Here is a 25,954-nt window from a genome sequence, read left to right as displayed (position 1 = left end):
AACTCTATGGTAAACAAAACTGGGTTTGTGAATGAAATGTTGAATCCTCAGTGTGGGATTTTTAAACTTAAAGAAAAGTATGAGTTATCGTGGTCACAATGTCGTTGTAATACAGTCTTACTCGCCAAACTTACTTTCGACAATTAAGCCAAGAATGGTTGTAACGTATCAAAAAGAAGATGGTCTCTGGACAGCAATAGCATACAACGACCAAGGGTTCATTGTAGACGCTACCTCTCAAAATCAAACTACAGCAGTAGACATTGCAATAGACAAGTCACACGAACGACTCCTTGAATTCGGAGGGTACAGAGTAGAGAGAGAGTCCGAGTCTAGCAAGGAACAAAATGTTATGTACTGGCACAAAGGAAATGAACAAGGGGAGTCTAGAGATAAATATTACGCGCATATATTACTTTCAATTTCAGGAGAGAAAAACAATATCTCTGGTAATGGTCTAACTCTTGAAAACGCACTTGAGCACGTGGCATTAAAGATAAGGCACTTGAACTTGATGTAGCATCTTGACTACGGTTTTATCATTGGTAGTATTCAATTAATACACCCAATGTTAGGAGGGAACTATGATAGTCCCAGCTTTGCGTACTCTCTTTGAAGAAAAGATTTATACTGAAAATCCAGAACTCAACCCAAAATTCACAAGATTTGAAATAGATTTTCTAGGTTCATTAGGCTCTGTACATGAGCATAAAATAAGCGTGTTTGACACACGCCTAGACGAATGCATTTTTAAAGCGTTTACCGAATCGTTGGACGAAAAGTTGGTTCGCTACTCACCATTTAACCAAGATGAGGTTGATGAATACGATGCCAATCTTGAAATTTCGAAGTTTCTAGACTCATCAACAAAAACAGTTGTTGTGTCAAATGAACTCCTAAAAGAGCTTAAAAATACGAGCATAACTCAAGAATCTGGTTCTACTGGAAGCGATGATTGGTTTGGCATGTGCGAACCTTCAGATGACGAGATCTTTAATCAAGAAAAGTCATACACTGAAAGCCCGCACTTTAGATTCAGCTAAGTTACTTTTGTAGGGGCTTTAAAACTTCAGAGACGCGTTCTAAAGAGAGACCAAAAGTCCCCTCAAAGTCATCAATTTTGAAAGAAGTTCCACTCTCTACAATTCTATTCACATCCATCATAGCATCTATGAACTTTTCTGAATTTACGTCATGAGTTGTACTCTCTGGGCTCTTGCCGCGTAGTACAGCATACATCACGTAATGAATCAGCTGCACATTCCCCTCATATTTAGTACCGTAAGTTTTACACTTATAGGGCTTGTTTTCAGGGGCTTTCACAAAACCACGAAAAGATGTGATCAGGTTAAGGTACTCTTCTTTAGTCATTACAGTTTTTACATTGATTGTTTTCATATTGTTATCCTTATTTAATACAGTTAAATTTCTTAGTTATGTGTTTTGACTCAGCCTTATTGACTGGCCCAATTGAAAGTGCGGTTATGATCGGACTGCCATCAAATCTCGAATCAGGGATTACATGCCCCTGATCCACGACCAAATGACAAGGTAAGTTCTCAGACAAGGCTTGATTGTAGGCACGCAACAAGGCGTTTGAATTTTTGGCTTCCAAAGCCACTTTGGAACCGCCGTTAGAGTCGCGGTATAGATTATGTCTGTGTGGATCAGACACAGCTGTACGGGTCATAGCTGCTTCAAAAGCATGACCTGTTTGTGCAGAAAGCTTGCCTGCCGACATTCGGAGAGATTTATCTACGATCGCGTAGATGTATAGTTCATCCTCTAAAGATGAGGATTGTGAGCACTCAAGAGCATGTTGCTCAAGTACGTCTTGATAGGTAATTGATGAGGGCTTTACTTCAGCTGTTAAGCTGTGCGGTCTATTCCGTACGCAATTGCAATCGTGATTGTTTCATTGTCGAATCTTTTTTGGTTTAGCTTGGTTTGGTGCAGCGTACGGGATTCGAACCCGCCAATAACTGGGTTTGCCTGCCAATATTGCCGCCAGTGGCGCTGCGTTTTCTATAGAATACTAACAGACATAAAAGAATCAAGTGTTTTTTCAAAAAAAACATTCAACAAAAAGCAAAATGTGGTTCTCGTGACGTTTTTGTGGCATTATTACACCAACAAAGACAACAAATTACATGCTCATGCAAACTCTCACATTTTTAGATGTCGAAGCTAGTGGTTTAGATGATGAAAGCTACCCTATTCAAATTGGATGGATAGACACTAACGGTGATTATGACGAGTTCTTGATTAACCCAGAGACCGCTTCGTCATGGACTTACTGGAACAAAATCGCTGAAAAAAAATACCACGGACTAACTAGAGAACGTTGTGTCAAAGAAGGTCTTTCGATATTTGATGCCGCACAACGACTAAATCGTCTTTTGAGAGGTGTTGTTGTTACTTCTGATGCGCCAGACTACGACACCTTTTGGATCATAAAACTAATGAATGAGTGTGGTTGCGAACCCTCCTTTTGTATTCAAGATGTCAGAGAGCTCTTGAACTCACTACAAGTACCATTAACTCCTTTTTTTGCCGAAAGAAAACTTAGAATACCCGAGCACAACGCCCTCTCTGACTGCGTACGCAATATCCATTCTGGTGCAGCTTGCGGATATTGGGGAGTCTCAGACGAATTCACTTCAGAGTTTGGAGAGCCACAAATACTAGTTTTAGATAAGGAACTATCATGAACATAAGTTCAATTTTTCATGATATGGGATTTGAAATTGAAGGTGGTCGCCTTTTTAACTACGAACATGAATTAGGCAACACTCAAATATCAATTTCTGTACACGGAATTATCAGAGTCGATGGTTTCTCCCACGAACAAAAACACCTTGTTTCTGGCTATCTTAAATTCGAAAACAGCGCATGGTGTTCCAAGGTCTCATCTAAATCTTACCCAATGAAAAGCGAGAACCTTTCATGGGATGATAACAATGAACCTAGTGAGGCGATATCAGTCATCGCCAATACGTCACTATGCACTTTGTTTTTAAGGCATATCACAAGTCACTACTCAAAACAGCTTACCAGATTCGCCACGGAATCAGCTGAACTAAGAAAGATCTTTAAGGTAAATGCGCAAAAGCAAAGACATAAGATACAGGAAAGAAAGAAGTCAGAACTCCTAAAAACCCATAGACCCGTAACAAACAACGAAGTGGAAAAACTAACCAAAATGCTGAAAGGTGAGGCGTTATCAAGCAATTCATTTTCTTATGAAAACATGATTATGTTTAATGGAACAGCCATTATAGGTTGTGACGGGACAAAAAGTCGGGTTGGTTGGTATCTAAATGGAAAGGGGATCTCGTTGGCCGATTTGTCTCGTGAATTAAAAAACAATGCCGTAATAGAGCTTACAGAAGCCACCTGAGAAAGGTGGCCTTGTTAGCACCTACTCAAAACACGACAGTACTCTTTCGCTAAAGTCATTCTGGCAAATTGCGATAGCTTCGTCTTTTGTTATATCAAACGCACGAGAAAGCACGACTTGACCATTACCTTGCGAGAATTCGGCACACCAAGTATTCAATGCCCGATAAATCTCATACTTCCCTATTGGTGTTTCTGCTGACGCACTTTGAGCACTTAATGTATCCAAAAATCTTAGCGCACGAATTTTCCTCACAATTGTCTGCCCCCTGATTTGATAGCTTTAGTTTCAATGACCATCGCTTCTTCATGAAGTTCACTGTAAGTGATCGACAAAAGACCTGTTTTTATAGCATTGATTGCAAAATTCACACGCTCATCAAAAGGAGTCTCGTCTTGATCAGATCCCTGTTGCAAGTGAACATAATTTCGCGCCAAGCCTGTTAACGCTTCATCGGTTAGATCTTTTGGATTGATAATAAACACAACAACTTTATCCTAAACTACTTGATTTAATTCTGATGTAGCATTATAACCACACTTCGCAAACATAAATAGTTTGCAGAATGACTAAATATAAAAAAACCAAGAAGCGTAAACGAATCAATGAAAAGTAACGAACTTAGCGGGGTCGTAATCCCTGAAACATGTGTGGATGACATTCCTGAAACAATGACATCCACTACTGAAGCACAGACATGCTTAAACACAGAGTCTGTATTTCAAGATGAACCGTACATCTCATTAAAAATCAGCTAATTCAGGTGGTCGCTCCACACCCAAATGGTCAAGAACAGAAGCCCAGTTAGGGAAATCATCCGTTAGAAAGTGGATTAATTCTCCTCTGTAAGTCTCTTGACCTCTTCCAGACTTCGAATCATCGATCAGTATCCCATCTGTCATCTTTGACTTATCTGGAGCTATAAAAAGCCTCTCTAGCCATTCCTCTCCCAATATCCTGTGAATTGAATCTGCTTTCTCTGTATAACAGAGTCTATTTTTGATTGAGGGTGCAGTGCAGAACCAAACTTTGTACCTTTGGTCTCGCTCAATTGCTAACAGAGCCTCCACAGCTCCTTTAAGTGGTTCAAGCTCAGCATAAAACCTATACAGGGATTGAGGATACTTAATCTCTGGGTTTTTACTTCTAACCTCATTACAACGCTGAGTGAAACCTAGAAAAGTATCATCCAGATCCACAAAAACATCTATAACTTCCAAGTCTATTTCCTTTTTTTTTCTGAAGTTTGCAAACTATTGCACTGAAAATAAGCAACTTATGACGAACAATCAACCTATCAGTGCATAGCTTATTGACTTTCCGATATAATGCCACAAAATGCCTCACTCTTTCTCAATGTGATCTCAATCAACAACACAAAAAGGAAATTATGAATAAGATTATTCAAAATCTAGATGTGGCTGGTGGCATTCTACTTATTATCTGCTCTGCACTAACACTAATGTGGGCAAACGTGTCTCCGGACACCTATTTGGCATTCAATTCTTATCAATTATTTGCTGGATTCGACACTAAGCACTTTGTAAACGATGTGCTGATGACTCCATTCTTCTTCCTAATTGGTCTAGAAGTTGTGCACGAAGCTAAACACGGAGCATTAAAGTCAAAAGAGAAAGTTATGCTTCCTCTTGTTGCTGCAATAAGTGGTTTTATCATCCCAGCTGTGTTGTATGTTACTTTCGTGGGCTCTAATTCAGAAAACATATCTGGTTGGGCAATTCCTACAGCTACAGATATCGCCTTTGCACTTGGAGTGCTAGCCCTTCTAGGGAAACGAGTTCCTAGCAACCTGAAAGTTTTGTTAATGGCTATTGCCGTCATTGATGATCTATTGGCAATTGTAACTATCGCCATCTTCTATACAGACCAGATTCAAATCCCAATGTTGATTTCGTCTCTATTCTGTATCGCAGTCATGCACCACTTACACAGAAACAATATCAAGTTCATTTCTGCGTATGTTGGTATTGGTTTAATTTTATGGTTCAGCATGTACAACGCTGGTATTCACGCAACACTTGCAGGGGTCATTACTGCGATTTTCATTCCTCGCTGTAAAGACGGGTTCACCGATAACATGGAACATTGTTTACACGGGTTTGTAGCTCTAATTGTTGTCCCAGTCTTTGCTGTATGTAATGCAGGTGTAAGTTTTTCTGGAGGCGTACTAGAGTCACTTGACAGTGTCGCATTAGCGGTCGCCCTAGGGTTACTGGTCGGGAAACCGTTGGGCATTGTTACAGCAACAATCTGGTGCACTAAAACTGGACTTGCGAAACTCCCAGAGGGTGTGAATACACAAATGATCGTTGGGATATCGATTCTTTGCTCTATTGGATTCACGATGTCGATTTATATTGGTTCTTTGGCTGGCCTTAGTAATGAGAGCTATAAGATTGGGATCTTGTTAGCAGCGGCCATTGCCACTGTACTAGGCATGAGTACCCTAATGGTCGCAACCAAGGAAGACTCCTCAATCCGCCCTTAAACAAAAAAATAAGCCCCGCAATTAATGCAGGGCTTTCTTTTTTAGACTTCTTCCGCCTCAACTGGGTCGTTGAAGATCTTTCTATTTGTAATGATTTTACTTGTTCCTAGTTGCGCCTTAAGTTCATCAAATGCAGCCTTTTTCTCACAAGTAGTTTTAAAAACTGGAATGTTTTTATCCACTTCATTGCCTAATGAATAGCTCCCATCTTCATTCGATGTGTATTGTTCCTGAATTTTCAACGCAGAGCTATCAGAACTTTGCGGCTTTGCTGAGTGTTTGACAGTGCTTGTGGATACACTTTCATTTGAATCGTTGAGATAGTCTTCTCCCAAGTATTCAATCAATGCATCAACTACACATTGATACTCTTCAGCTTCTTTGTTTGTAGACGCAAGGCTACTTGCTACAACATCTCTGTCTGGGTTTTCTTTAGTTAACCAAGATAACCAACGAGTTACGCTTTGGTGAGAGTCCTCCGAGAATTCCGAGACGCTAACGTTAGGGCTTTCAACTTCTTGATCTAATTGTTCAATCCACAGTGTTAGCAAATCAACGACCGAAGTTCGCCTTAGCAAATTCAATTCAGAGTCAGCAAGCTTCTGCTTAACTAAACTTTTGTCTGGGTTAACCTCAAGCCACTCGTTACACTTGCGTAAAATTTCCATAATTTCAAACCTGTAAAATATCTTAGTACTGATATTATTAGAACACCATAAACATATCAAGTGTTTTTAAAAACATTAAATCATAGTTAATTGATTGAAGGTTAACTGATGTCTATTTTTCGAGGCTTCTTCAAGTCTGGCACCTCAATCTCCACGTCTATATGGAGCAAGCCATCCTTCATACGAGAACCTTTAACTATCGAGTACTCACACAACAAAAAAACTCTCTTAAAATCCTTTTGAGTAAGCCCTTTATGGAGATAAACAACTTCGTTGTTTTTAACGGCACTAGCAGCCACCTCAAGCTCCCTTCCCTCTTGAGTGATTTTTATGCTTTCTTTCGGGTAACCAGATAATGCTAAAGTTACTGTGTATGAATTCTCGTCATCCACTTTGCGTGTTATGTCATACGGAGGGAAGCTTCCGTTCTGAACGGACACAATTGAACTTTGTATGTTTTCAATAAATCTTTCAATACCAATTACAGTCTTGGTTAACTCTGATAATGGAATATTGTTCTTCATATATTAACTATTTGATTTAGCAATCTCTCGACTTGCTTGTCTAATGCAATCCAATCCGGCATTGCAAGTAAAGGATATAAAGTGATTTTCTTGGTTTCAATTCAACTTTTTCAAATTTTTTTCTTACTTGGGCATTCTGAAGCATTTGTCTTAAAACGACGCCCGTTTACTCCAATATTGATATAGATCACATTTTTTCATGCGTCATTCGGCGTACGGTTAAAAATCAAAATAGTCATAAATCCCTTGAAATGATAGGTGGCGCAACGACGATCATTATGTCTATATTCAATCAAAAACCACTATTTTGATATGAAGATAAAACAATCTATATCGCTCGCTGCATCAGCCGCTCTAATATTTGCTTGCGGTGCAGTCTCAGCAATATCGACAAAGACCTTGCATGAGTTTGCTCTTAGCGAAGTCGTTGATTCCAACGCCAACACAATTGACATGACATTTAACTTGATAGGTGAGTTCGAACACACCAAAAAGAGTTGGCTGTCTGAATTTGGTCGCAGATACGATCCAGAAGCACATGAATCTACTTATGATGATGAGATGTCTTTTGCACAAGATTTTCTTGGAGTGCCGTATGTATATTTTGGCAAACCTGATTGCACAACAATCTCCCCAAGCCCTGACCTTGATGGTTACACCTCTTGCGACAAAGAATGGTTTAACAAAGCTAAATCTAAAGGCTCTCATGAGACCCCGATTTACTTCGACGACGACGTGAATATGGGGCTCTACTCTATTTCTCAGAAAGTTACGAACGACAAAGGAGAGTTTTTAGGTGTAGTAGGCTTAGACATAAGTGCAGACTACTTATCTAAGGTGTTGGATAGACTTAAGCTTAGCGAAGGAACCGATGTCTATATGATCGATTCTGAGGGTAAAGTTATTGCGTCCACAAAAAACCACAAATACGGAACTATCGACATCAAAGATGTTCTAGGTGACCCTGATATCACTATTGATAATGTCCCGTCGCTAACCCTGCTTGAGACTAAAAATGGCAAAGCTATGTTTGAATTTTCCAAACCAACAAGCATGGGGGCTCGTGTCGCAGTTGAGACAGATAAAGACATCATCTTTAGCGAGTTCAATGAGCTAATTCCTATGCTGATCGCTTTCACAAGCCTATTCGCTGTTCTGGGTGCCATAGGTATATATTTTATGGTTTCACTAAAACTCAAGCGCCTTGATGTAGTGAATGACAACCTCGAAGACATTGCTACTGGTACGGCAGACCTAACCAAGCGTCTAGATGAGGAAGGGAATGACGAAATTACCGATCTAGCACGAAACTACAATGCATTTGTGACAAAAATGCATGAAATGATTGCCCAAATTAAATCCGGCACACAAGAGATAAGAGAAGCCGCAAATGAAAACATCTCGCTTGCAGAATCCAGTGCGTCACGCATGGACGAGCAAAACTTATCTGTTGAGCAAGTGGTAACAGCAATCGCAGAACTTGCCACATCAACTGCTCAAATAAGTGAAAACGTCGAAGTTGCAGCAAGTTCCTCAGAAGTATGCGCCAATGAAACTAAGGAAGGGGCTGAATTATTTGATGACCTTAAATCTAATTTTGAGTCACTGCAAAACAGCGTTTCCCACACCGCCGATCAGATCGGCTCACTATCAAGATACTCTGAAGACATCACAGGGATTGTAGAGAGAATTCAAGATATCGCTGAGCAAACTAACCTACTAGCATTAAACGCGGCAATTGAAGCAGCACGAGCTGGAGAGCACGGAAGAGGCTTTGCTGTAGTAGCTGATGAAGTTCGACTATTAAGTAACAGAACTAGAGAGAGTACCGAAGAAATTGAAGGTATGGTTAGAAAACTTCAGGAAGAAGCGCGATTGTCAGTTGAGCAAGTGAAAGGAAGTGTAGGTATGGTCGATAGATCTTCTTCCTCAATTGACCTTGCACGAGAGAAGTTGAGCGTGATTAACAGTAGCGTTGATGAGATTGCAAACATGACTATTCAGATAGCCTCTGCTTGCTCTCAACAAGGTGCGGCTGCTGAGGAGATCAATGTAACAACAACAACTTTGCAAGAAATGACCGCAGAAATAAAGGACGAGTCAGACCGCTCTCAATTTTCTGCAAGAACAACTAACCAAAGAGCTTTAGAAGTTGATAACTTAGTCAAAGAATTCAGGACATAGACTTACAAGATAAGGTCATTATTAACAAAAAAAGGATGAGTTACTCATCCTTTTTTTTGTACCCGTTAGGCATCAACCAATCTCGGTTTTAGCAAACCTCGACAACATGTGCTCTTGAGCTTCATGTCTAAAGAACGACAAGAGATCCTTATGCTCATTTTCTGTAATAGAAGAGTATTTTTTCAACGAACAATTCATTGCACCTGAACAAGCACATATTCCAGATTTGCACCACTTTTTAATGCTAGGTCGTTCGTAATCGTCAACACGCTTTAATTTATTGTAGAGGCTTCTTAATCGCTCAGGTTTTGTTCCAAAGGAGTACTCTTTCTCGCCTAATAACTCAAACAAAGAAAAGAAGCCCCTATCGATAGAGTAAAATCGTTTCTGGAACCATGGGTCTTGAATTTTCTTTGCTCTGTTCTGTTTTCGGCATGAATTCGAACGATCAAAAGCCATTGACCCAGCCACAAAGCCTTCACTTCGTAGATAATCACAAAAACCCAAAACGTAGTAGTACTTTGCCTCTACTTTCGCCGTCAATTTGTTTGTTGAATCGTAAATAACAGTGTATCCATCAAGGATTCCATCAGAGTTTTTTTCAACATCACAATAGCCAGCGCCATACAAGAGTTTGTTTCGTAACATTGAATCTGTACCTAGTTCCACTCTACGTCGTATCCTGCCAATAAATGGAGTAGCAGACTGTGTGCGTCGCTTACAAATGTTGATCTTGTAGTCCCACCAAAGAACTTGGGATATGTATTTAGCGATTCAGGCAGGCTTGTGATGACATATTTGGATGTAGCATTAACAACACGCTTTGCGTACACCAAGGCAAGTTCATGAAACTCCTCATTTGAAAAGCGTTTATTAGCTTGTGCCACTTCGTCTCGGAGCTCTTGACTTAACAAGTAGACATCATGTCTCACTACACCAGAGTGCTGCCAACTAGAAAATGTACCAAGAAGAGATTCCAGAGAGTCTTTACACTTAGACCAACTAAAATCAAAGGCAATCATGCACTCGTCACTAAATACCCCCTCAGAACCCTTGTTAAGCTCTTCGATTAAAATTTTTAGCGACTCAATCATGTACGACTTGTCATTAGATTCACATAGTGACTCTCTGCCAACAAGAATAGGCATGTTGTTCAAGTTTCCAAAACCTCTTCCAAAGCTCGAAATACGAAAATTTGGTTCTGGTAGCGTTTCATCTGGAATTAGAGTAATGCTTGGCATACTAATTTTTACCTTAATCTATTGTTACAATGGGGATTGTTTTGTGACCAGCGGCGATGTAAGAATGAAACCTGTTCCACCCATCATAGAACAAAGTTCTTAAGCAAATAGAGTTGATAATTACAGGCCACCTATCCTTTTCCGAATGCCGAATAGGTGATGTTGACCTGAAATCTTTGTGGTAATCATCAAAAGATTTATGCTTCCTTACACATTCAGCGTGGGCGGTGCAGATGCTCTTTATTTTATCCAAACAAACATCTCCAAAATGAAATTGGGTCTCTTCTAACGTCTTTGAAACTAACGAAATCAACCTACTCCATTCATGCTCTGTTGAGGGGAATGGCATAAACGCCCCGTCACCACACACATCCCATACTAACACTTCGAAATGGAAAAATTTAATAAGTGCTTTTTGGTAATGCTTTGGAAGGTGCTCAAAAGAACTTAAATTAAGATCGTTTTTTATAGTTTCCATTGATACGCAATCCACTCAACAAACAATGGCTATAATACCACAAACGCGTAATTTATTTGGGTTATTTTATTTAAAAAAAATCATCATAAACAACATTCTCAAAAGAATATGATGTATTATAAACAGGATATAAATGGATTTTCCTACTAAAAAAATGTTCAAAAAATTAATAGGTTACACTTCGAGCTACCTCAGTATGCTTTATGACCAGTCACCCAAAAGGATACAGAAGGCACTCCCCTTGTTAATTTGTGTCGGAAGGGATTTCTCAAGATTCCCTCACGGTGCTCTTCGTTTATTGGATGGAACAGTTAGCGGTGAAGAATTTAGGCAGAGACTTCTTGAACCTGCAATCAAACAACTTTCCAATGATCAGAAATTAGTAGTACGACTTGATAAAGTTGCTTGTCACTATGACCGTGCTTTCCTCCTAGAAGCTTTTGGGGCACTAAAAAGACTTAACCTCGAATCAGAGAGTAGTCTAAAAAATAAAATCGAGTTCTTTTACCAAGATCCAGCCTTTAAACACTACGAGCAAATTATCTGGACAATGATTAAGGAAACGCATTAAAAAAGCCCATCCACAAAAGGATGAGCTTAAGAAAAAACCTTTTAATATCAACAACTTATGTCAAAATGGAATGTCATCATCCCAGTCGATTGGTGGTTGCTGCTGTTGCTGAGGAGCCTGCTGTTGCTGTTGAGGTGCCTGCTGCTGATACTGTTGTTGTGGTGCTTGATACTGTTGCTGAGGAGCCTGCTGTTGTCCCATCTGTTGCTGCGGCATCTGACCTTGTCCCTGCTCCCTCGATTTGTAGTTGTTAATAGCCTGAAGCACTGCGGTATAGCCTTGCAAGGTGACCTCAGTCATGTATCGCTTACCACCACCATTCGGATCATCCCATGAGCGAGTAACATTTTTACCCTCCAAGTATACTTGTGTACCTTTTTGTAGAATTGAACCAGCCACTTCAGCAAGCTTTCCATACACTGTAACTCGGTGCCACTCTGTTTGCTCTTTCATATCGCCAGACGTTCTGTCGCGCCAGCTTTCGCTTGTTGCAACTGTAAAGTTTGCTACACAACCGCCATTCGGCAAATTTTTCACTTCTGGGTCATTTCCCAAATTACCCAAAATGATTACTTTGTTAATGCCTTTAGAAGCCATTATTGTCTCCATTGTGACTAAATTAATAGTCTGTTTTGTTTTTTTATTCTAAAAGAAGCGAATATAGACTTTTACGCTTATCTTTAGTTATAATACCACACAGAAGAATGATAACAAAATGACGCCAACGCGCTCATTATTGAAACAAACCCATATTGGTATTTTTAATGAAAATTCAAAATTTGGCTGTTGCAGCAATTCTAGTTGCTTCGCCTTTATCTGTATCAGCAAGCACACTTGGTTTTGCTGCTGGAGCTGAGCTTACATACTTTGACGCATCCCACGAGTTAAATAATCACAATATTGATGGCGAACCATCTAAAGGGGTCAGCGTATACTTCGAGCATCCACTACCTTTAATCCCCAACCTGCGATTTGAAAACAACTCATTCGAAGCTAAGGACTCTTTCAAATTCAGCCAAAGCAGCCTTACCGCTTACTACAACGTGCTTGACACTGATCTTGTTGAACTAGACGCTGGTCTTGGCTATTCAAACCTTGGTCGAAACAATTGGAAGGGCAAGCAAGATGCTCTAAACAATGACACCATCAACTACTACACAAAGGGCGAAGTACATCTACCTTTCACAGGACTAAGTGCTTTCGGTAGTGCTTTGGGTAATTACGGTCGCGACTACACTAGTATTGACGTAAAGCTGGGCGCAAAATATACACTCGATACCCCAATGGTAAAACCTAGCCTTTCAGTTGGTTACCGCGTTACAGAGCACAACTTCGATGATCTATCTCGTAAAACAGAAGTGCTCTCGAACGATGGCTTCTTCGCGGCAGTTGCGATTGAGCTTAAATAGTAATTCTTAGAGCCTCTCATTAGGGAGGCTCACTTACGGAGTAACCCAGTGCCAGTATTGCGCCAAGACTTGGTTGAAATATTCACACCAAAGGGCAACAAAACAAGCTCACAAGTTAATAAGCTTGTCGAGATGGCAAAATTGCACCCAGTAATAACCCTCTGCGCCATCAACCATGACATGATTTCGAAGTACCACCCAGAGTCCGCAAATCTATGTTTAATGTTCGCAATCGGTAAAGCCCCAGCACCTAAATTTAGTAAAGAACACCTTCTTGAACTCAAAGCCTTGTTGAAATCAATCTTACTGACACAGAATAAGTAGTCTATGAAAACTAATAAATCCACACCATCTAAAGTCGTTCGTGGCATGAACATCCTCATCGAATCGTACCCCAAATTATTTGCAACAAAGGAACCTCTTCCTCTGGCAATTGGTGTGAAAAATCAGATTTTAGCGGAACAAGCCGAATCAAAATCTGCAATTCGTCGTGCAATTCACTACTACTGCAATAGTTTAAAGTACTTACACTCTTTTAAGACCAATACGCATCGGTATGATCTCAAGGGTAATCCCGTAATTGAACTATCTCAGGCAGACAAAGAGTATGCTGCTCAACAATTCCGCGAAATCAAATCTTCCTTAAGCTCGAAAAAGAAAGAAGACAAAAACTCTTCTTCAAAGTAGCTGTTATTTCTTGACATTTTTCATTGTTTTTAATAACTTCTGCTGAAATTGTGGCATTATGACCACAAAGAAGGAGAACTATGAAACGTAGAACTGGAAAAGTTAGAAACAATAACGCTCGCCGCAATTTCTTTTTAGACAAAAAGCGCACACCCAAAGAAGCAACTCAAAACCGTCGCAGCTAACTGCGGCGGTTATTGTTTAATCGCCCAAAGGAAAGATCGATCATTATGCGTAACTCTGAACTCGTACCACCAGCCCAGATCATTTTAGGAAGTACAACTACACTTAATTTTGACTCTTTCAACATTGAAATTACTGGCAACCCGTCAGGCTTTGTTGAGATCTCCGCTGTTATCGACGAGATACCATTCAAAGACGCAGTGATCGCGAAAATCTCAAGACAGCCTAAATTTAGAAATCAAGGCAGAAAAGGACAATGTGACTTACAACTTGAGTTCAACTCAAGTGTTAAAGTATCAAATAGACCACCGCGTTCCGAACTTAACGAGCGTGAAAAATTAGAAGCAATGAAATGTCAGGGTAAGGCTCTGATTACAGTGACTGAAATTACGCAATCACTTCTTGCAAACAACGAAGAGTTAAAGAGCTTTTTTGTTGACTACGACAAAGCGCAACGGCTCAAAAAGAAAAGTGTGGATAGCACCAAAGAAACCCTTACGTCCAAAACAATGTGCCCTTCTGAGTTAAGAGCAGCCGTTTTATCGATGAAGACTGATTTAGCCTCATCATGTAAATCAAAGGCTCGGATTTTAACTATTGGAAACAAAAAGGACGTAACTTTGGAGTTAAGTAAATCTCTACTGGGTTTTATCACTTACTCTCTAGACAGGAAACCTTATCTTCAGATTAATGCTTTGGTTGATGCATTGTTAAAGCTAGAACCTGTAGGTATAACACAAACTCCAGATCAAAACTCTCATACCGACGAATTATAAGTGTTGGTTTAAGCTTTAACACCTCAACGCATAACTTACAGAAGCGGTAGCAGTAAAACCGTTCACAAACCTTTAATTTCGAGCAAAGCAATGTCAATCAAAATTCAAAACGCACTAATTCTCAAGAACTCGGATTTGTCATCAGTTCTTGAAATCCTTTATTCCAAAATAAGACCTCAGATTCTTACTGTGGCTGAAACACAAGTTGCAAGGTCAATTTCAAAGGATTACTTCCAAAAGCACGATACTGGTGAGGGAACACACTCATTCGCTAAAGGAGCAATGAAGTACTATTTTGATCTTCTCCAAAGTGAACACATCAACACCGTAAGTAACAACTCTTCAATAAACCAATGGGATTTCACTGCTTCCGTTTACGTGGCTCAAGTTAAAAATGAAAGGTCTGTAGTTTTACTAATAGACTCGCCTAACCTAACAGAAAGACTTGAAGAACTCCTCATTGACGAAGGCTTTCAGAGTTTCAACTACCAGAATGCATCTGACAATCCAGAACAAGGCATATCAGAAGAAGAGTGGTCATATCGAAAAGAGGTCTGGACAGGTTTAATTACGCGTCCTAGCAGTCCCTTTATGTCATTCTATAAGTATCAACTAGTTGACTGGGCTGATTACAAATCGTCAATCCCATTTTTCTGCGAAATGGTTAACAATCTAAAACCAACGACACGCGAACGCGCTAGAAATGCTCGAACACACTTTGAGATTCAGGCAAACATGAAACACTTACGAAGCGGCAGCATGTCATTGTATGAAATTGTAAAAAAAGCCAAGGTGATCATTAGAGATATTGAGCGAAATGGTCATGACTATGGGGTAACAGTTGACGAGTCGCTTTCTTTCAGATGAATGAAAAAATCAACTATAAAAAGAAGCCTGCTCATTTGCAGGCTTCTTTTTGCGTCTAAACGATTTCAAGAAGTCGCGTGTACGCGTCTCTTACAAACCTATACTTCTTAAAGATGCCCATTACATCCGCCTTTTCTGGATTGTACTCAAGGATAGTTATTCCATAGCTTTCTGAATCAACGTTCGCTCCACCATCAAGATATATCCTGTTACCCAAAACTTCAGGGGCATCTCTAACCAGATTGTGACCATGTAGTAGAGCATCAACTCCACAAACTACTCTTTGATCTTTTGTATCGTATAGCTTTCTGTTTTCAAGGCCGTAACTCATAAGTTGGTGGTTCTGTTTGCCGATTGAGTCATTAAAGATACCAGATGCAGTTTCCCAATCTAGCTCATCATCTGGATCTTGAGGGATGCTCGCGTGAATCAGTCCAATCTTGTGGTTATCATTTATGTTGAGTTCATAGCCATCAGGAAGTTCGTAAGACCATTTTAACAAATCCTTTAAGAAGTACTCATCGTGGTCGTAGTACCAGTCACCACCATTCTGCAACCACAAAGCTAGATTAGCAGCACTACCGCTTGAGATTCCATGATAGGCAATGACCTCGTGATTTCCACGGCAGGCCATAACGTGTGGGTTATATCTCGCAAAACCTAGAAGATCGACACTTTCGTTACCACGGTCAATCATGTCACCAATAATGAACAATCGGTCTACTTCCCCATTTAGGTCTGGTTTGAACTTGAATCCCAAAAGAACAAGAGCCTCATGAAGTTTCTTAAATTCACCATGAGGGTCGGTTACGAAGTATAGGCTCTCACCCTCTTTAAGCTGTATATATAGCTTTTCTATCCCATTAATCTTGTACATACGAACCTATAATTATTGTTTTCAAAAAATATTGACTGTGGTACTTTATCAAAACGAAAGCGAACACAAGTATAGAGCAAGGATAACAATGTTTAAAAAAGTATATCTAGTAGGTGGCGCAGTAAGAGACACACTTTTGGGTAAATCCCCGAAAGACCTCGATTATGTAGTAGTTGGCGAGACCTTCGACACAATGAGAGCGTTGAACTTCAAGGAAGTCGGTAAGAATTTCCCAGTATTTCACCACCCTGAAACTCAGGATGAGTATGCCCTTGCTCGACGCGAAAAGAAAGTTGGCGTCGGTTACGGTGGTTTCGATTTTGAATTTGGCACTGACGTAACTCTAGAAGAAGATTTGTATCGTCGAGACCTAACCATTAACTCAATGGCAAAAGATATTGAGACTGGTGAAATTATTGACCCGTACAACGGTCGCGCTGACCTAGAAAACAAAGTGCTTCGTCACACTAACACCAAAGCGTTCGCTGAAGACCCATTGCGCGTTCTTCGCCTAGCTCGATTTGCAGCTCAACTTGGTGAAGAGTGGACTATTCACGAGGATACAAAAGCCTTGTTACCAGCAGCTTCCAAAGAAATTGAGCACCTTTCTGCGCAACGGATCTGGGAAGAAATGAATAAAGCGCTACACTCAGCGAACCCTTGGATCTTTTTCAAAGTACTTACGGGGCTTGGTGTTTTCTCTGAGATTGACGAAATGGTAGGAATCCCGCAGCGAAAGGACTACCACCCTGAAGGAGACGTCTATGTACATACCGGAATGGTCGTTGAATATGCCAGCAAGACATTTAATAACCCCGTTCTGACCTTTGGAGCTCTCTGTCATGATTTTGGTAAGGCACACTGTCACCGCAAATATGGCAAATTGGCTGGGCATGATGAGGAGGGGATTCCTTTTGTTGAAGAGTTCTGCCGAAAGTTCAAGGTGCCTAACGAGTTCCGCGACTTCGCTGTATTAGCTACCAAATACCACCAAAAGCTCCATTACGGGCTAGAGATGAAACCTAGCTCCATTCTCCGTCTATTTAAGGACACTGGAGCTCTACGAGGCGATGTAGGACGCCAACGCTTTGAGTTGCTCCTAAAAGCCGGAGAATGTGATAGTCGTGGTCGTGGTGAGCCGTTCAATACTATGGATACGCCCGAACTAGATCATCTTAAAAACTGCTTGGACGCTGTATTTGCAGTTGACACCAAAGTGATCTCTGAAAGACTCCTTAAAGAGGGAGTTAAGGGTCATGTCATCGGAGAGCACATTCACAAAGCACAGTTAGAAGTAATTAAGGTTCTTTGTTAATAGACAGAAAAAGGCTCCAAAGTGGAGCCTTTTTTATTTCTGTCTTGGAAGTCTAATAACATCCACCAGCACCATAAGCTATAGCACCATGTTTGAGGTGATTGTTAATCTATTTGCTCTTCTAAGTCTTCATTTACACGAATTGCAAAGACCTTGGTTGGTACGTTATCAAAGAATTCATGAACTATCGTTTTAACTTCAAAACCTAAGTACGGTCTAACTACAATACGCGAGTAATCATCGCTCTTTGGGTAACCCATCTTAATATGAATTTCATCATAATCCCTTCCTTCAAGCCTCTTTTTCCAATAGTCATTGTACAGTCTGAATTCGTGAGACTTAGTCTTATCCCTGATATCTTCGAAGTACTGCTTTTTTAGGTTTAGGTGTAAAATTTTCATCGTGGCGGTGTGAGCCTTATCTTAGATGCAATATGCGGTTTGACTGTTATGTTATATCTTTCATCAATAATATCACGAGGCAAACCACTCCTTTCAGCAACAGACTGTAACATTGAATCTGTCAGAGCGCTTAGTGTTAATGCCACTTCTGGAGTAAATTCTGTAGCATTTTTTACTTGGTTGTACAGTTTGTCTTGAAATGATGATGCTTTATCAATAGTTATAGAGCCAGAGAACATCCTCTCATAAAGATCGCGGTTATCTATATCCTCTTTTATTGGTGATGTCTCCACTCCCCTAAACACAGCGACAACCCACATTTTCAATTGAGCAAAGACAGCCTTCAGCTTGTTTGGTGCAACACCAGTGGCTATATATGCCTTAAATCCATCAGTGAATTTCTTGATCGACTCTGCTTTTTCAGAAGGATATAAACCTGCATATTCTTCAGGTGTTAAGTTTAGGTAAGCCATAAGTCTATAGTAGTCATTCTTTAAGGAGTTACCGTTTTCAAGCTCTTGTGACAAGTCGTGGTATATCTCAAGCATTAGCTCTGCGCACGACGCGAGCACTTCATCAGGCGTGGCAGTATTTCTAGTGAATATTGTTGAAAATTCTTTGTACCTCCTATCCGTGTATGAGGTAACACCTGCTCCTTCCTTGTCATAAGCGACTTTATAATTAATCAGTTCATCTCTATTAAAAATGATTAATGGTTGCTCATTATACTTGTCGTCAAAAGGCATGGTTGACCTACGCTCACCTAAACTCATAAGTGCCCTACTATCAGCCTTATACGCCTCTAGCTCCCCTGCTAAGCTCATGTATTGGTCTTCTGGACTCAAATTATAGCTACTCCCCCTTCTAAGCTTACCAGCCAACCTAGAGAGGTAGTTTGTCTCTTCCTCTGATTCTTTAGGAAAATCTTGTTTTAAATCTGACAACATCTTGAAGTATTTAGATGACTTATCCTTTGGTACAGACATCCAGTCACAAGTCCCTTTGTCATTACTGTACTCTGAACTCAGAATTAAGAATTCACGTTTTATTTCAAACACCCTATCAGCAAACTCAGGTTTATCTTTGTATAGAGAGTGCAACTCACTTTGACTCCTTTCTAGATCAACTTCATTACCATTTAATGGTTTGAAGTTTAATGGGCTCCCACCAACAGCAAACCCATTCAACCTTTGTACTATATGTTGAATTTCGTGCACAAGGTGTTGAATGTCCTTCCTCTTGCCAAGTGTTATAAGGTACTCACAAGCATCATGCGGACGATTGTCATCTTCTAAATACGTCACACTAGCTCCAGACATTGATTCATCAATTTGAATAAATACGTTCCAGAACTGGCTGTACTCCCACAAAAACTCTCCCCCCTCTAGAGCATCCATAAGACAAATTAACTTTGCATTCTCTACGCTTGGATTAGCTTTAAAATCAAGATCGCTGAGCATGTAACTACCATCGCGGTACGAGGTGCCTTCAAGATTGTCGATTTTCGACATAATGTCATCAGGCAGGTAATGAGTAACTTGTTCTCTTGTTAAGTCTTTAAGAAAGAACCCATTATCCGGATGTTCAAAACCAATTACGCTCAAATTGAACAAATTATCATCTTTTGGTGTATAGAAAATCGTATTTACATCAAACTCACCGTGGGTGTTAGATATGAATAACTGGAATTCGTTTGTGTAGTTTAAAGCAGAGACATCAACCTCATGCCGCCACAAACCATCCAACCCAATAAAGCAGCCTGTGGAAGAAAACACATCCGCATCTGACATACCCTTTTTAATTAGCTCCTTTGCTTTTGAAATTGCAATTCTGCCTAATCTTGATTTATCGCCAACAAACATCTGTTTTATCTAAAGTTTATAAAAAAAGGAGCGAAAATTCGCTCCTTTATGTTTATTTAAATTTTAGGTCTTTCATGCGTTTGTTTTGGTGCTGGTGGATGTTTAGCTTTAGATTCGTTCTCGCTTGCCATAGCAAGCTTTAATCCAAAGTTAATGTCTTCCACATACTCGAATCTTAAATCGGCGTCTTCTGGCTCCATTAGAAGCCCTCTAAGCCTCTTGGAGACCTCATTCTTATACTCAGGCGTTTCGTATCGAACTCTTTCAGACATAAGAATTTTAACCCCTTCAAAGAACTCTCTTGCAAGAGGTTCAGACTCGGGACGCTTCATGTCGTCTTGTAACATGGAGATTAGCTTCATCAACTGAGTGCCACTATTGAATTCAGGCATCGTGATAACTTCTATATAATCCATACCATGTTCATAAAGGAAGTTCTTCATATCCCTTGCTTTATCAGGAATGGGTAATGGCTCAGAGTAGTCTGATGGTTTACCACGGACATAAAGCCTTGGTTTTATCACCATAACTTTTTCTAAGTGTCTGATGCCGTCTGTATTCATGAAATTTACAAAGTCTTCCTGACTTCTATAGCGATCACCGTGAGATTCGGAGTTGAGATCTTCAAGAGTTTTTAAAATTAGCTCTTTTATTGAAGGATCGCTCTCACCAATAAGGTTGATTATTTTATCCCTGTCAGCAGGTCTCGTATGTGCATCAAGCAACATAGGAACACCAAACGGTGAATTGCTTTTGAGAAATTCGACCGCCTCATTAACTGAGAAGGTGTGAACAACATATTGATTTGCCATCGTCTTTCTTCAAATTATAACAATTATCACCAGACTCTAGCAATTCAGAGTCAATCCTTTATTCATAAACACGAGCTAAGTGGCCTAGGAGATTTTTAAAGCAAGAATCGCAAAGATCTAGCTCTACTCTTTTATTGTCGCCGAATGCTGAACCATAGCCACAAACATGACCAATAGAAATAAACTCTTGTCCCTCAACAGAGTCAGACTCAACTTCCTTACCACACTCGGGGTTATCACATTTAATTGAAACTTCAGTTTCAACCATCTTTGAGACCATTTCTGTCTTAATCATTATTCACCTCTGAAGATAATCGCGTTGCTTCTTAGGAACTTGTAAGCATCATGCGACCTACGAATTTCTTTATCCATGTACTTAAATTTGTTTGAAAGGAACTCTTGAAGGTCACAGAAACTACCATTTTCTTTCATCGCAAGTACGGTATAGCCGTCATCCAAGCTATCAAACCGAAAAAATTCAAGTGAGGAAGTTCTAAACCCAAGCCCTTTGTTTTTCAAATCAAGACTTTCTACAAACGAGCATACGCCACCTTCTGGCACATAATCAACATAGATCTCTATGATTTTGTGAGGAATAACCGCCTTAGAAGTTTCAATTTTACCACAAAGCTCTAAACACTTATTACTAAAAGAGTCTGCATCTCTAAACTCAAACGCCTCTCGCATCAACATTTTTACAGTATCATGGCAACGAGTGACTTTCTTTTCACAGTATGGATACGAACTTTCAAGCAACTCACTTAGTCGGCAGTAACTACCGTCTTTGTAAAGAGCAATAACATCATACCCATAGTCGAGATTGCAGAGTTTAAAATGCCCTCTTGAAGAGGTAACAATCAATTCTTGCGATTTAGATTCAACTAATTCTCTCGCCTCAAAATGAGAAACAGTTTTAACCGACGTAAAGTCCATTGTCACAATTATAATCAAGGTAATACTCGCAGTTATTGCACCACATCAATGCGTGTAAATGAAAAAAATCCTCGCTAAACACGAGGAAATGAAAGATGTTAATTTGAAATCAAACCACTAGCAAACAAAGGACATGGCACTTCTGGTTCAGCACGAGAAGATGTCTTAAGTAGCAAAGCAATCAATTCGTAGTAAGTGATTGTGACAGAGTCACCTTTTGCTAACCCCGCCAGATTAACAACAATGTGTTCAAGTAAGTTTTCATGTTGGAAAGAGTCAAAGTCTTCGTAGTACTTTTCCAAATCGAAGTAAGCCACGCCTGAAGCGTCTAGATCTTCGAGAATACTTTTAACTTGTGTTTCATTAAAGGAAGAGGTTATACACTTCAGGACAGCCATTATGTACAGCTCCCTATCACTTACTAGCTCACCTTCTGCCATCTGTGCCAATAAAGCCCCAAATGCTGTCAATGGAGCATTTGTTAGCTCTTTTTTGGATGCAGTGATAAGCCCGTCACTCAAGACGAGCGAGCTCTCTATCACGCGGCATAGCTTTTCTTTGAATGGTTCAATAAGGTTAAAGTCATCTACCTTAAAGTGTTCCATATTAAGTGCCTTTCTCACTAAGTGGTTAGCAATGCCTTTGGTGTCTGTTGAGATTTCCAATTGAATACCTTTATTTTTTGAATAGTTTGATTATAAGTACTTAATATTTTCAAACAAGTCTACGTGGCTCTAGGCGATTTAATTTCAACCAAGCATCCCAATAATCCGCATACCCAATTTTTGATGAATGAGATCTCTCCCTATCAATAGCCAGCCAACTGAGACTGCGCCTCATGGCATCTATCTCTTCTATTGAATGTCCACCAGAGAATAGCCATTTATGGTGGTATATTTGCTTTTTATTTGTATTGGCCTTTCTATGCTTCACCTCCAGCAAATCCTCATCAAGCAGCTTAACTGTGTAAGACTCACCAACTATAGGTTCATTCGACTCGTTCCAATCTGGCGATGCTACAAACGAATATTCTCCACCTTTTTCATCCACCCTTAAAACTTGATAATCGAAGTTATCGGGTAGATATGCATGAGCAGCATCTATCCTTTTACAAACACTCGAACACTCTTTTGTCAGATACAACTTACCACCAATGGCCTTACCAGATCCGGTGGATTTGTTTCTTGATAACTTATGCCTTTTTCTCAACTCATCTTGTAATTCACGCGCCAAAAGCTGTCCCGAGCACACTTCATACACCGAAATATAGAAAAAGTCCGGCTTGTAATCGGCGTAAGTCACGACTCTTTGTTGAAAATAAATCTTCACATCAGAATCATCCTTTGTCGTATAGTGATAATACTTTACAGATTGTGCGTAATGAGGGTCTTTATAGCGGTACTCTTCACCCTTCTTTACGCATATAGACGCACGATGCATTTTGTCCTTTCGCACCTCAACATAGGCACCGTAGTCCCCAATAACAACTCGCTCATACCCTTCGGCTATTGGCGTCCCTTTTTTAGTAAACAAAGAATGGTCAGGATCTCCATCCAGAACTAGCCATTCAGGCAATGCCTCTAAGTACATCATTTGACTGGATTCTGAAATTTTTTTAGGTAGTTTTCGATAATTGTATTTTTCAACCAAGTGCAAAATATGTGCAATTGTCGAAGGCATATCATTAAGCATTTACTTTAAGTATATGATTCCAAATTGGGTTCAGAAAGTTTGTTGACTCATCAACAAAGTACTGGAAGCTGAGATTGAAGAAAAGTAACATATTGTGGCATTAAAACAATGCAAACACTATATGTGCTAAATTTACTTAATAGTTTCTCAATTTGATTTGCTTTCATTTTTTGATTTGCATCAAGTTTTTGTGGTACTATTACTAAACAAATATAAATCAAAGAAGAATCGATGATATACGTAGTTAAACGCGATGGGCGCAAAGAGCCTATCGATTACGAAAAAATCAACAAAGTGCTTATGTGGGCAGCTGAGGGTCTAAAAGGCGTTTCCCCAAGCACTGTTGGTATGCAATCTAATGTTCAAATAGTTGATTCAACTACCACATCAGAAATCCACGAAGTTCTGATAAAAACAGCATCAGACATGATCTCTGAAGAAATTCCAGATTATGCTATCTACGCGGGAAGACTCGCGATCTTCCACCTTCGTAAGAAAGCGTACGGTCAATATGAGCCGCCGCGACTTTACGACCACGTTAAAAAAGTTGTAGAAGCGGGTCGCTACACTGAACAATTACTTGTTCAGTACTCTGAATCTGAGTGGGATGAACTTGAAAAGTCTTTAAACCACGATTTAGATCTAGAGCTTGCATACGCTGCTGTTAAGCAATTCGAAGGTAAGTACTTGCTTAAACACCGTGTTACTGGCGAGATCTACGAATCACCTCAAATGGCGCTTATCGTTCAATGTGCAACGATGTTTATGGAAGACCCTAATAAAGAAAAGCGTCTTAGCTTTGTTAAACGTAAATACGAAGCACTATCCCAACACAAGATTTCTCTACCTACACCTATCATGGGTGGTCTCAGAACTCCAACTAAACAGTTCTCCTCATGCGTTTTAATAGAGTCAGATGACTCACTTAAGTCTATCAATGCAACAGCTTCAAGTATTGTAGAGTACGTTTCTCAGAGAGCTGGTATTGGTATCAATGGTGGTGCAATCCGCGCACTAGGCTCTGAGATTCGAGGCGGCGAAGGTTACCACACAGGAGTAATTCCGTTCTGGAAGTATTTCCAAACTGCCGTAAAATCTTGTTCACAAGGAGGGATAAGAGGTGGTGCCGCAACTCTGTTTTATCCACTATGGCATCGCGAGTTTCCATCTCTTGTTGTTTTAAAGAACAACCGTGGTATTGAGGAAAACCGTGTCCGCCATCTCGATTACGGCGTTCAACTAAATCGACTTATGTACGAGCGCCTACAGCGCAACCAAAACATAACTCTCTTCTCACCATCTGACGTACCCGGACTTTACGAATCGTTTTTTGCTGATCAGAAGAAGTTTGAAAAGCTATATCTGAAATACGAACAAGATCCAAACATAAAGAAAGAGACATACCCTGCGCTTGAACTCTTCACTATGTTGATGAACGAGAGAGCATCTACTGGCCGAATCTACATTCAGAACGTAGACCACTGTAATACGGCAGGTTCGTTCTTACCAGAAGTTGCTCCTGTTCGACAATCTAACCTTTGTCTAGAGATCGCTCTGCCTACTAAACCGCTCAAGAATATTGAAGATCCAGAAGGCGAAATTGCTCTATGTACACTTGCAGCATTCAACCTTGGTAAACTTCAAAAACTTGAAGACCTTGAGGAATTAGCTTACCTCGTTGTTCGTGGTCTAGACAACCTTCTAACTTACCAAGACTACCCTGTAAAAGCAGGCTATACGAGCACAATGAAACGTCGCGCACTCGGTGTTGGTGTAATCAACTACGCATACTACCTTGCTAAAAACGGCGTTAAGTACTCTGATGGTTCAGCAAACGACCTTACGCATCGCTTGTTCGAGGCTATTCAGTTCTACTGCCTTAAAGCGTCTATGGAGTTAGCAAAAGAACGCGGAACATGCGACGGCTTTGACGAAACTAAATACTCAAAAGGCATTCTTCCTATTGATACTTACAAGAAGAGTGTCGATAAACATCACAATCAAGAACTACTTCTGGATTGGGAATGGCTGCGTGAAGAGATTAAAAAACACGGTTTGCGTAACTCTACACTTACAGCACTTATGCCTTCTGAGACTTCTAGCCAAATTTCAAATGCAACTAACGGCATTGAGCCACCACGCGGACTTATGTCTGTGAAAGTGTCTAAAGATGGCACACTTCGACAGGTAGTTCCTGATATTGAAAACCTACGTGACAAATACGAGTTGCTGTGGGATATCGGAAGCAACACTGGATACCTAACGTTAGTTGGAATTATGCAAAAGTTTGTAGATCAAGCTATCTCTGCAAACACTAACTACGACCCATCAAGGTACGAAAGTGGCAAAGTTTCAATGAACCAAATGCTTTTAGATCTTCTAACAGCTTACGGCCTAGGAGTTAAGACCCTTTACTACCACAACACTCGTGATGGGCAAAAGGATGAGCAAGGCAATCAAGCCAACGCTGAATCCAATGAAAATGAACCAAATGCTACGGTGGATGTGGTTCATGAATCAGACGACGAATGCTCTTCTTGTAAGATTTAATTAAACCGATAGCCT

At 40.1% G+C, this 25,954-nt stretch carries 33 protein-coding genes; 14 read left to right on the top strand and 19 right to left on the bottom strand.

Features of this window, described 5'->3' with window-relative positions; translation table 11 throughout:
- The first annotated feature begins 79 nt into the window (after positions 1–79).
- Both KJB35_RS02020 and KJB35_RS02015 read left to right on the top strand, forming a co-directional pair.
- Positions 80–520 (top strand): hypothetical protein, encoded by a 441-nt coding sequence (locus tag KJB35_RS02020; RefSeq protein WP_285469200.1) that lies wholly within the window; start codon positions 80–82, stop codon positions 518–520.
- A 64-nt stretch (positions 521–584) separates the two neighbouring features.
- Entirely contained in the window at positions 585–1,043 is a 459-nt protein-coding gene (locus KJB35_RS02015; RefSeq protein ID WP_285469199.1) for a hypothetical protein, read from the top strand.
- Position 1,044: 1 nt separating this feature from the next.
- Here KJB35_RS02015 and KJB35_RS02010 read toward each other — a convergent pair whose 3' ends face one another.
- Together KJB35_RS02010 and KJB35_RS02005 are read right to left on the bottom strand one after the other, a co-directional pair.
- Entirely contained in the window at positions 1,045–1,398 is a 354-nt protein-coding gene (locus tag KJB35_RS02010) for a hypothetical protein (RefSeq protein WP_285469198.1), read from the bottom strand.
- Between the two features lie 10 nt (positions 1,399–1,408).
- Positions 1,409–1,762: an aminoacyl-tRNA hydrolase gene (locus tag KJB35_RS02005; protein WP_285469246.1), complete on the bottom strand. Its 354-nt coding sequence runs from the start codon at positions 1,760–1,762 to the stop codon at positions 1,409–1,411.
- A gap of 388 nt (positions 1,763–2,150) precedes the next feature.
- Here KJB35_RS02005 and KJB35_RS02000 point away from each other — a divergent pair, with 388 nt between their 5' ends.
- Both KJB35_RS02000 and KJB35_RS01995 read left to right on the top strand, forming a co-directional pair.
- Entirely contained in the window at positions 2,151–2,711 is a 561-nt protein-coding gene (locus tag KJB35_RS02000) for a hypothetical protein (RefSeq protein ID WP_285469197.1), read from the top strand.
- Positions 2,708–3,400: a hypothetical protein gene (locus KJB35_RS01995; protein ID WP_285469196.1), complete on the top strand. Its 693-nt coding sequence runs from the start codon at positions 2,708–2,710 to the stop codon at positions 3,398–3,400. Before KJB35_RS02000 ends, KJB35_RS01995 begins: the two co-directional genes overlap by 4 nt.
- Before the next feature lie 21 nt (positions 3,401–3,421).
- On the opposite strand, the gene KJB35_RS01990 is transcribed toward KJB35_RS01995, so the two are convergent.
- From KJB35_RS01990 to KJB35_RS01980, 3 genes are all read right to left on the bottom strand, one after another.
- A complete protein-coding gene (locus KJB35_RS01990; RefSeq protein WP_285469195.1) occupies positions 3,422–3,655 on the bottom strand; it encodes a hypothetical protein in 234 nt (77 codons plus the stop codon).
- On the bottom strand, positions 3,652–3,885 hold the full coding sequence (locus KJB35_RS01985; protein WP_285469194.1) for a YheU family protein: 234 nt from the start codon (positions 3,883–3,885) through the stop codon (positions 3,652–3,654). The genes KJB35_RS01990 and KJB35_RS01985 overlap by 4 nt, the downstream gene beginning before the upstream one ends.
- Before the next feature lie 258 nt (positions 3,886–4,143).
- Entirely contained in the window at positions 4,144–4,620 is a 477-nt protein-coding gene (locus KJB35_RS01980; protein ID WP_285469193.1) for a hypothetical protein, read from the bottom strand.
- Positions 4,621–4,790: 170 nt separating this feature from the next.
- Here KJB35_RS01980 and nhaA point away from each other — a divergent pair, with 170 nt between their 5' ends.
- Complete coding sequence (gene nhaA, locus KJB35_RS01975; RefSeq protein ID WP_285469192.1) at positions 4,791–5,909, top strand: Na+/H+ antiporter NhaA; 1,119 nt, start codon at positions 4,791–4,793, stop codon at positions 5,907–5,909.
- Between the two features lie 41 nt (positions 5,910–5,950).
- Here the strand turns inward: nhaA and KJB35_RS01970 are convergent, their stop codons facing one another.
- Positions 5,951–6,577: a hypothetical protein gene (locus KJB35_RS01970; protein WP_285469190.1), complete on the bottom strand. Its 627-nt coding sequence runs from the start codon at positions 6,575–6,577 to the stop codon at positions 5,951–5,953.
- Between the two features lie 101 nt (positions 6,578–6,678).
- A complete protein-coding gene (locus tag KJB35_RS01965) occupies positions 6,679–7,101 on the bottom strand; it encodes an Hsp20 family protein (RefSeq protein ID WP_285469189.1) in 423 nt (140 codons plus the stop codon).
- A 312-nt stretch (positions 7,102–7,413) separates the two neighbouring features.
- On the opposite strand from KJB35_RS01965, the gene KJB35_RS01960 reads away from it, so the two are divergent.
- Positions 7,414–9,285: a methyl-accepting chemotaxis protein gene (locus KJB35_RS01960; protein ID WP_285469188.1), complete on the top strand. Its 1,872-nt coding sequence runs from the start codon at positions 7,414–7,416 to the stop codon at positions 9,283–9,285.
- A 72-nt stretch (positions 9,286–9,357) separates the two neighbouring features.
- Here KJB35_RS01960 and KJB35_RS01955 read toward each other — a convergent pair whose 3' ends face one another.
- The 3 genes from KJB35_RS01955 to KJB35_RS01945 are packed head-to-tail and all read right to left on the bottom strand — an operon-like array spanning position 9,358 to position 11,004.
- Complete coding sequence (locus KJB35_RS01955) at positions 9,358–9,933, bottom strand: hypothetical protein (RefSeq protein ID WP_285469187.1); 576 nt, start codon at positions 9,931–9,933, stop codon at positions 9,358–9,360.
- Between the two features lie 11 nt (positions 9,934–9,944).
- Positions 9,945–10,526: a hypothetical protein gene (locus tag KJB35_RS01950; protein ID WP_285469186.1), complete on the bottom strand. Its 582-nt coding sequence runs from the start codon at positions 10,524–10,526 to the stop codon at positions 9,945–9,947.
- Positions 10,527–10,539: 13 nt separating this feature from the next.
- Entirely contained in the window at positions 10,540–11,004 is a 465-nt protein-coding gene (locus KJB35_RS01945) for a hypothetical protein (protein ID WP_285469185.1), read from the bottom strand.
- Between the two features lie 133 nt (positions 11,005–11,137).
- Between KJB35_RS01945 and KJB35_RS01940 the strand changes: the two genes are divergently transcribed.
- A complete protein-coding gene (locus tag KJB35_RS01940; RefSeq protein WP_285469184.1) occupies positions 11,138–11,575 on the top strand; it encodes a hypothetical protein in 438 nt (145 codons plus the stop codon).
- Between the two features lie 60 nt (positions 11,576–11,635).
- Here the strand turns inward: KJB35_RS01940 and ssb are convergent, their stop codons facing one another.
- Positions 11,636–12,172 (bottom strand): single-stranded DNA-binding protein, encoded by a 537-nt coding sequence (gene ssb / locus KJB35_RS01935; RefSeq protein ID WP_285469183.1) that lies wholly within the window; start codon positions 12,170–12,172, stop codon positions 11,636–11,638.
- A 167-nt stretch (positions 12,173–12,339) separates the two neighbouring features.
- Between ssb and KJB35_RS01930 the strand changes: the two genes are divergently transcribed.
- From KJB35_RS01930 to KJB35_RS01910, 5 genes are all read left to right on the top strand, one after another.
- Complete coding sequence (locus KJB35_RS01930; RefSeq protein WP_285469182.1) at positions 12,340–12,984, top strand: TIGR04219 family outer membrane beta-barrel protein; 645 nt, start codon at positions 12,340–12,342, stop codon at positions 12,982–12,984.
- Positions 12,985–13,032: 48 nt separating this feature from the next.
- Positions 13,033–13,308 carry a hypothetical protein gene (locus tag KJB35_RS01925; protein ID WP_285469181.1) on the top strand — a complete coding sequence of 92 codons (276 nt, stop codon included), beginning with the start codon at positions 13,033–13,035 and terminating at the stop codon, positions 13,306–13,308.
- Positions 13,309–13,311: 3 nt separating this feature from the next.
- Positions 13,312–13,671, top strand: a complete 360-nt coding sequence (locus KJB35_RS01920) for a ProQ/FinO family protein (protein ID WP_285469180.1) — start codon at positions 13,312–13,314, stop codon at positions 13,669–13,671.
- A gap of 230 nt (positions 13,672–13,901) precedes the next feature.
- The gene (locus KJB35_RS01915) at positions 13,902–14,630 is read left to right on the top strand and encodes a hypothetical protein (protein WP_285469179.1); all 729 of its coding nucleotides are present in this window, start codon (positions 13,902–13,904) and stop codon (positions 14,628–14,630) included.
- 90 nt (positions 14,631–14,720) lie between these two features.
- Positions 14,721–15,497 (top strand): hypothetical protein, encoded by a 777-nt coding sequence (locus KJB35_RS01910; RefSeq protein WP_285469178.1) that lies wholly within the window; start codon positions 14,721–14,723, stop codon positions 15,495–15,497.
- A gap of 55 nt (positions 15,498–15,552) precedes the next feature.
- On the opposite strand, the gene KJB35_RS01905 is transcribed toward KJB35_RS01910, so the two are convergent.
- The gene (locus KJB35_RS01905) at positions 15,553–16,374 is read right to left on the bottom strand and encodes a metallophosphoesterase (RefSeq protein WP_285469176.1); all 822 of its coding nucleotides are present in this window, start codon (positions 16,372–16,374) and stop codon (positions 15,553–15,555) included.
- An 88-nt stretch (positions 16,375–16,462) separates the two neighbouring features.
- On the opposite strand from KJB35_RS01905, the gene cca reads away from it, so the two are divergent.
- Positions 16,463–17,689, top strand: coding sequence for a multifunctional CCA tRNA nucleotidyl transferase/2'3'-cyclic phosphodiesterase/2'nucleotidase/phosphatase (gene cca, locus KJB35_RS01900; RefSeq protein WP_285469175.1), 1,227 nt, complete (start codon positions 16,463–16,465; stop codon positions 17,687–17,689).
- Between the two features lie 104 nt (positions 17,690–17,793).
- Here cca and KJB35_RS01895 read toward each other — a convergent pair whose 3' ends face one another.
- The 7 genes from KJB35_RS01895 to KJB35_RS01865 all read right to left on the bottom strand — a co-directional run bounded on the left by KJB35_RS01895 (position 17,794) and on the right by KJB35_RS01865 (position 23,389).
- Positions 17,794–18,090: an ASCH domain-containing protein gene (locus KJB35_RS01895; RefSeq protein WP_285469174.1), complete on the bottom strand. Its 297-nt coding sequence runs from the start codon at positions 18,088–18,090 to the stop codon at positions 17,794–17,796.
- A complete protein-coding gene (locus KJB35_RS01890) occupies positions 18,087–19,952 on the bottom strand; it encodes an LPD23 domain-containing protein (RefSeq protein WP_285469173.1) in 1,866 nt (621 codons plus the stop codon). The genes KJB35_RS01895 and KJB35_RS01890 overlap by 4 nt, the downstream gene beginning before the upstream one ends.
- Positions 19,953–20,008: 56 nt before the next feature.
- Positions 20,009–20,764, bottom strand: coding sequence for a hypothetical protein (locus tag KJB35_RS01885; RefSeq protein WP_285469172.1), 756 nt, complete (start codon positions 20,762–20,764; stop codon positions 20,009–20,011).
- A gap of 58 nt (positions 20,765–20,822) precedes the next feature.
- Positions 20,823–21,059, bottom strand: a complete 237-nt coding sequence (locus tag KJB35_RS01880) for a hypothetical protein (protein ID WP_285469171.1) — start codon at positions 21,057–21,059, stop codon at positions 20,823–20,825.
- Positions 21,059–21,715, bottom strand: a complete 657-nt coding sequence (locus tag KJB35_RS01875) for a hypothetical protein (RefSeq protein ID WP_285469170.1) — start codon at positions 21,713–21,715, stop codon at positions 21,059–21,061. The genes KJB35_RS01880 and KJB35_RS01875 overlap by 1 nt, the downstream gene beginning before the upstream one ends.
- A gap of 80 nt (positions 21,716–21,795) precedes the next feature.
- Positions 21,796–22,362, bottom strand: coding sequence for a hypothetical protein (locus KJB35_RS01870; RefSeq protein ID WP_285469169.1), 567 nt, complete (start codon positions 22,360–22,362; stop codon positions 21,796–21,798).
- Between the two features lie 49 nt (positions 22,363–22,411).
- The gene (locus tag KJB35_RS01865; protein ID WP_285469168.1) at positions 22,412–23,389 is read right to left on the bottom strand and encodes a hypothetical protein; all 978 of its coding nucleotides are present in this window, start codon (positions 23,387–23,389) and stop codon (positions 22,412–22,414) included.
- Positions 23,390–23,620: 231 nt separating this feature from the next.
- Between KJB35_RS01865 and nrdA the strand changes: the two genes are divergently transcribed.
- Positions 23,621–25,939, top strand: coding sequence for a class 1a ribonucleoside-diphosphate reductase subunit alpha (gene nrdA / locus KJB35_RS01860; protein WP_285469167.1), 2,319 nt, complete (start codon positions 23,621–23,623; stop codon positions 25,937–25,939).
- Positions 25,940–25,954: the final 15 nt, after the last annotated feature.

Origin of the sequence: Vibrio sp. D431a (genome assembly GCF_030248655.1) — a bacterium.
Lineage (GTDB): Bacteria > Pseudomonadota > Gammaproteobacteria > Enterobacterales > Vibrionaceae > Vibrio > Vibrio alginolyticus.
The sequence above is the reverse complement of the archived record's forward strand: the minus strand, read 5'-3'. Positions and strand labels throughout refer to the sequence as shown.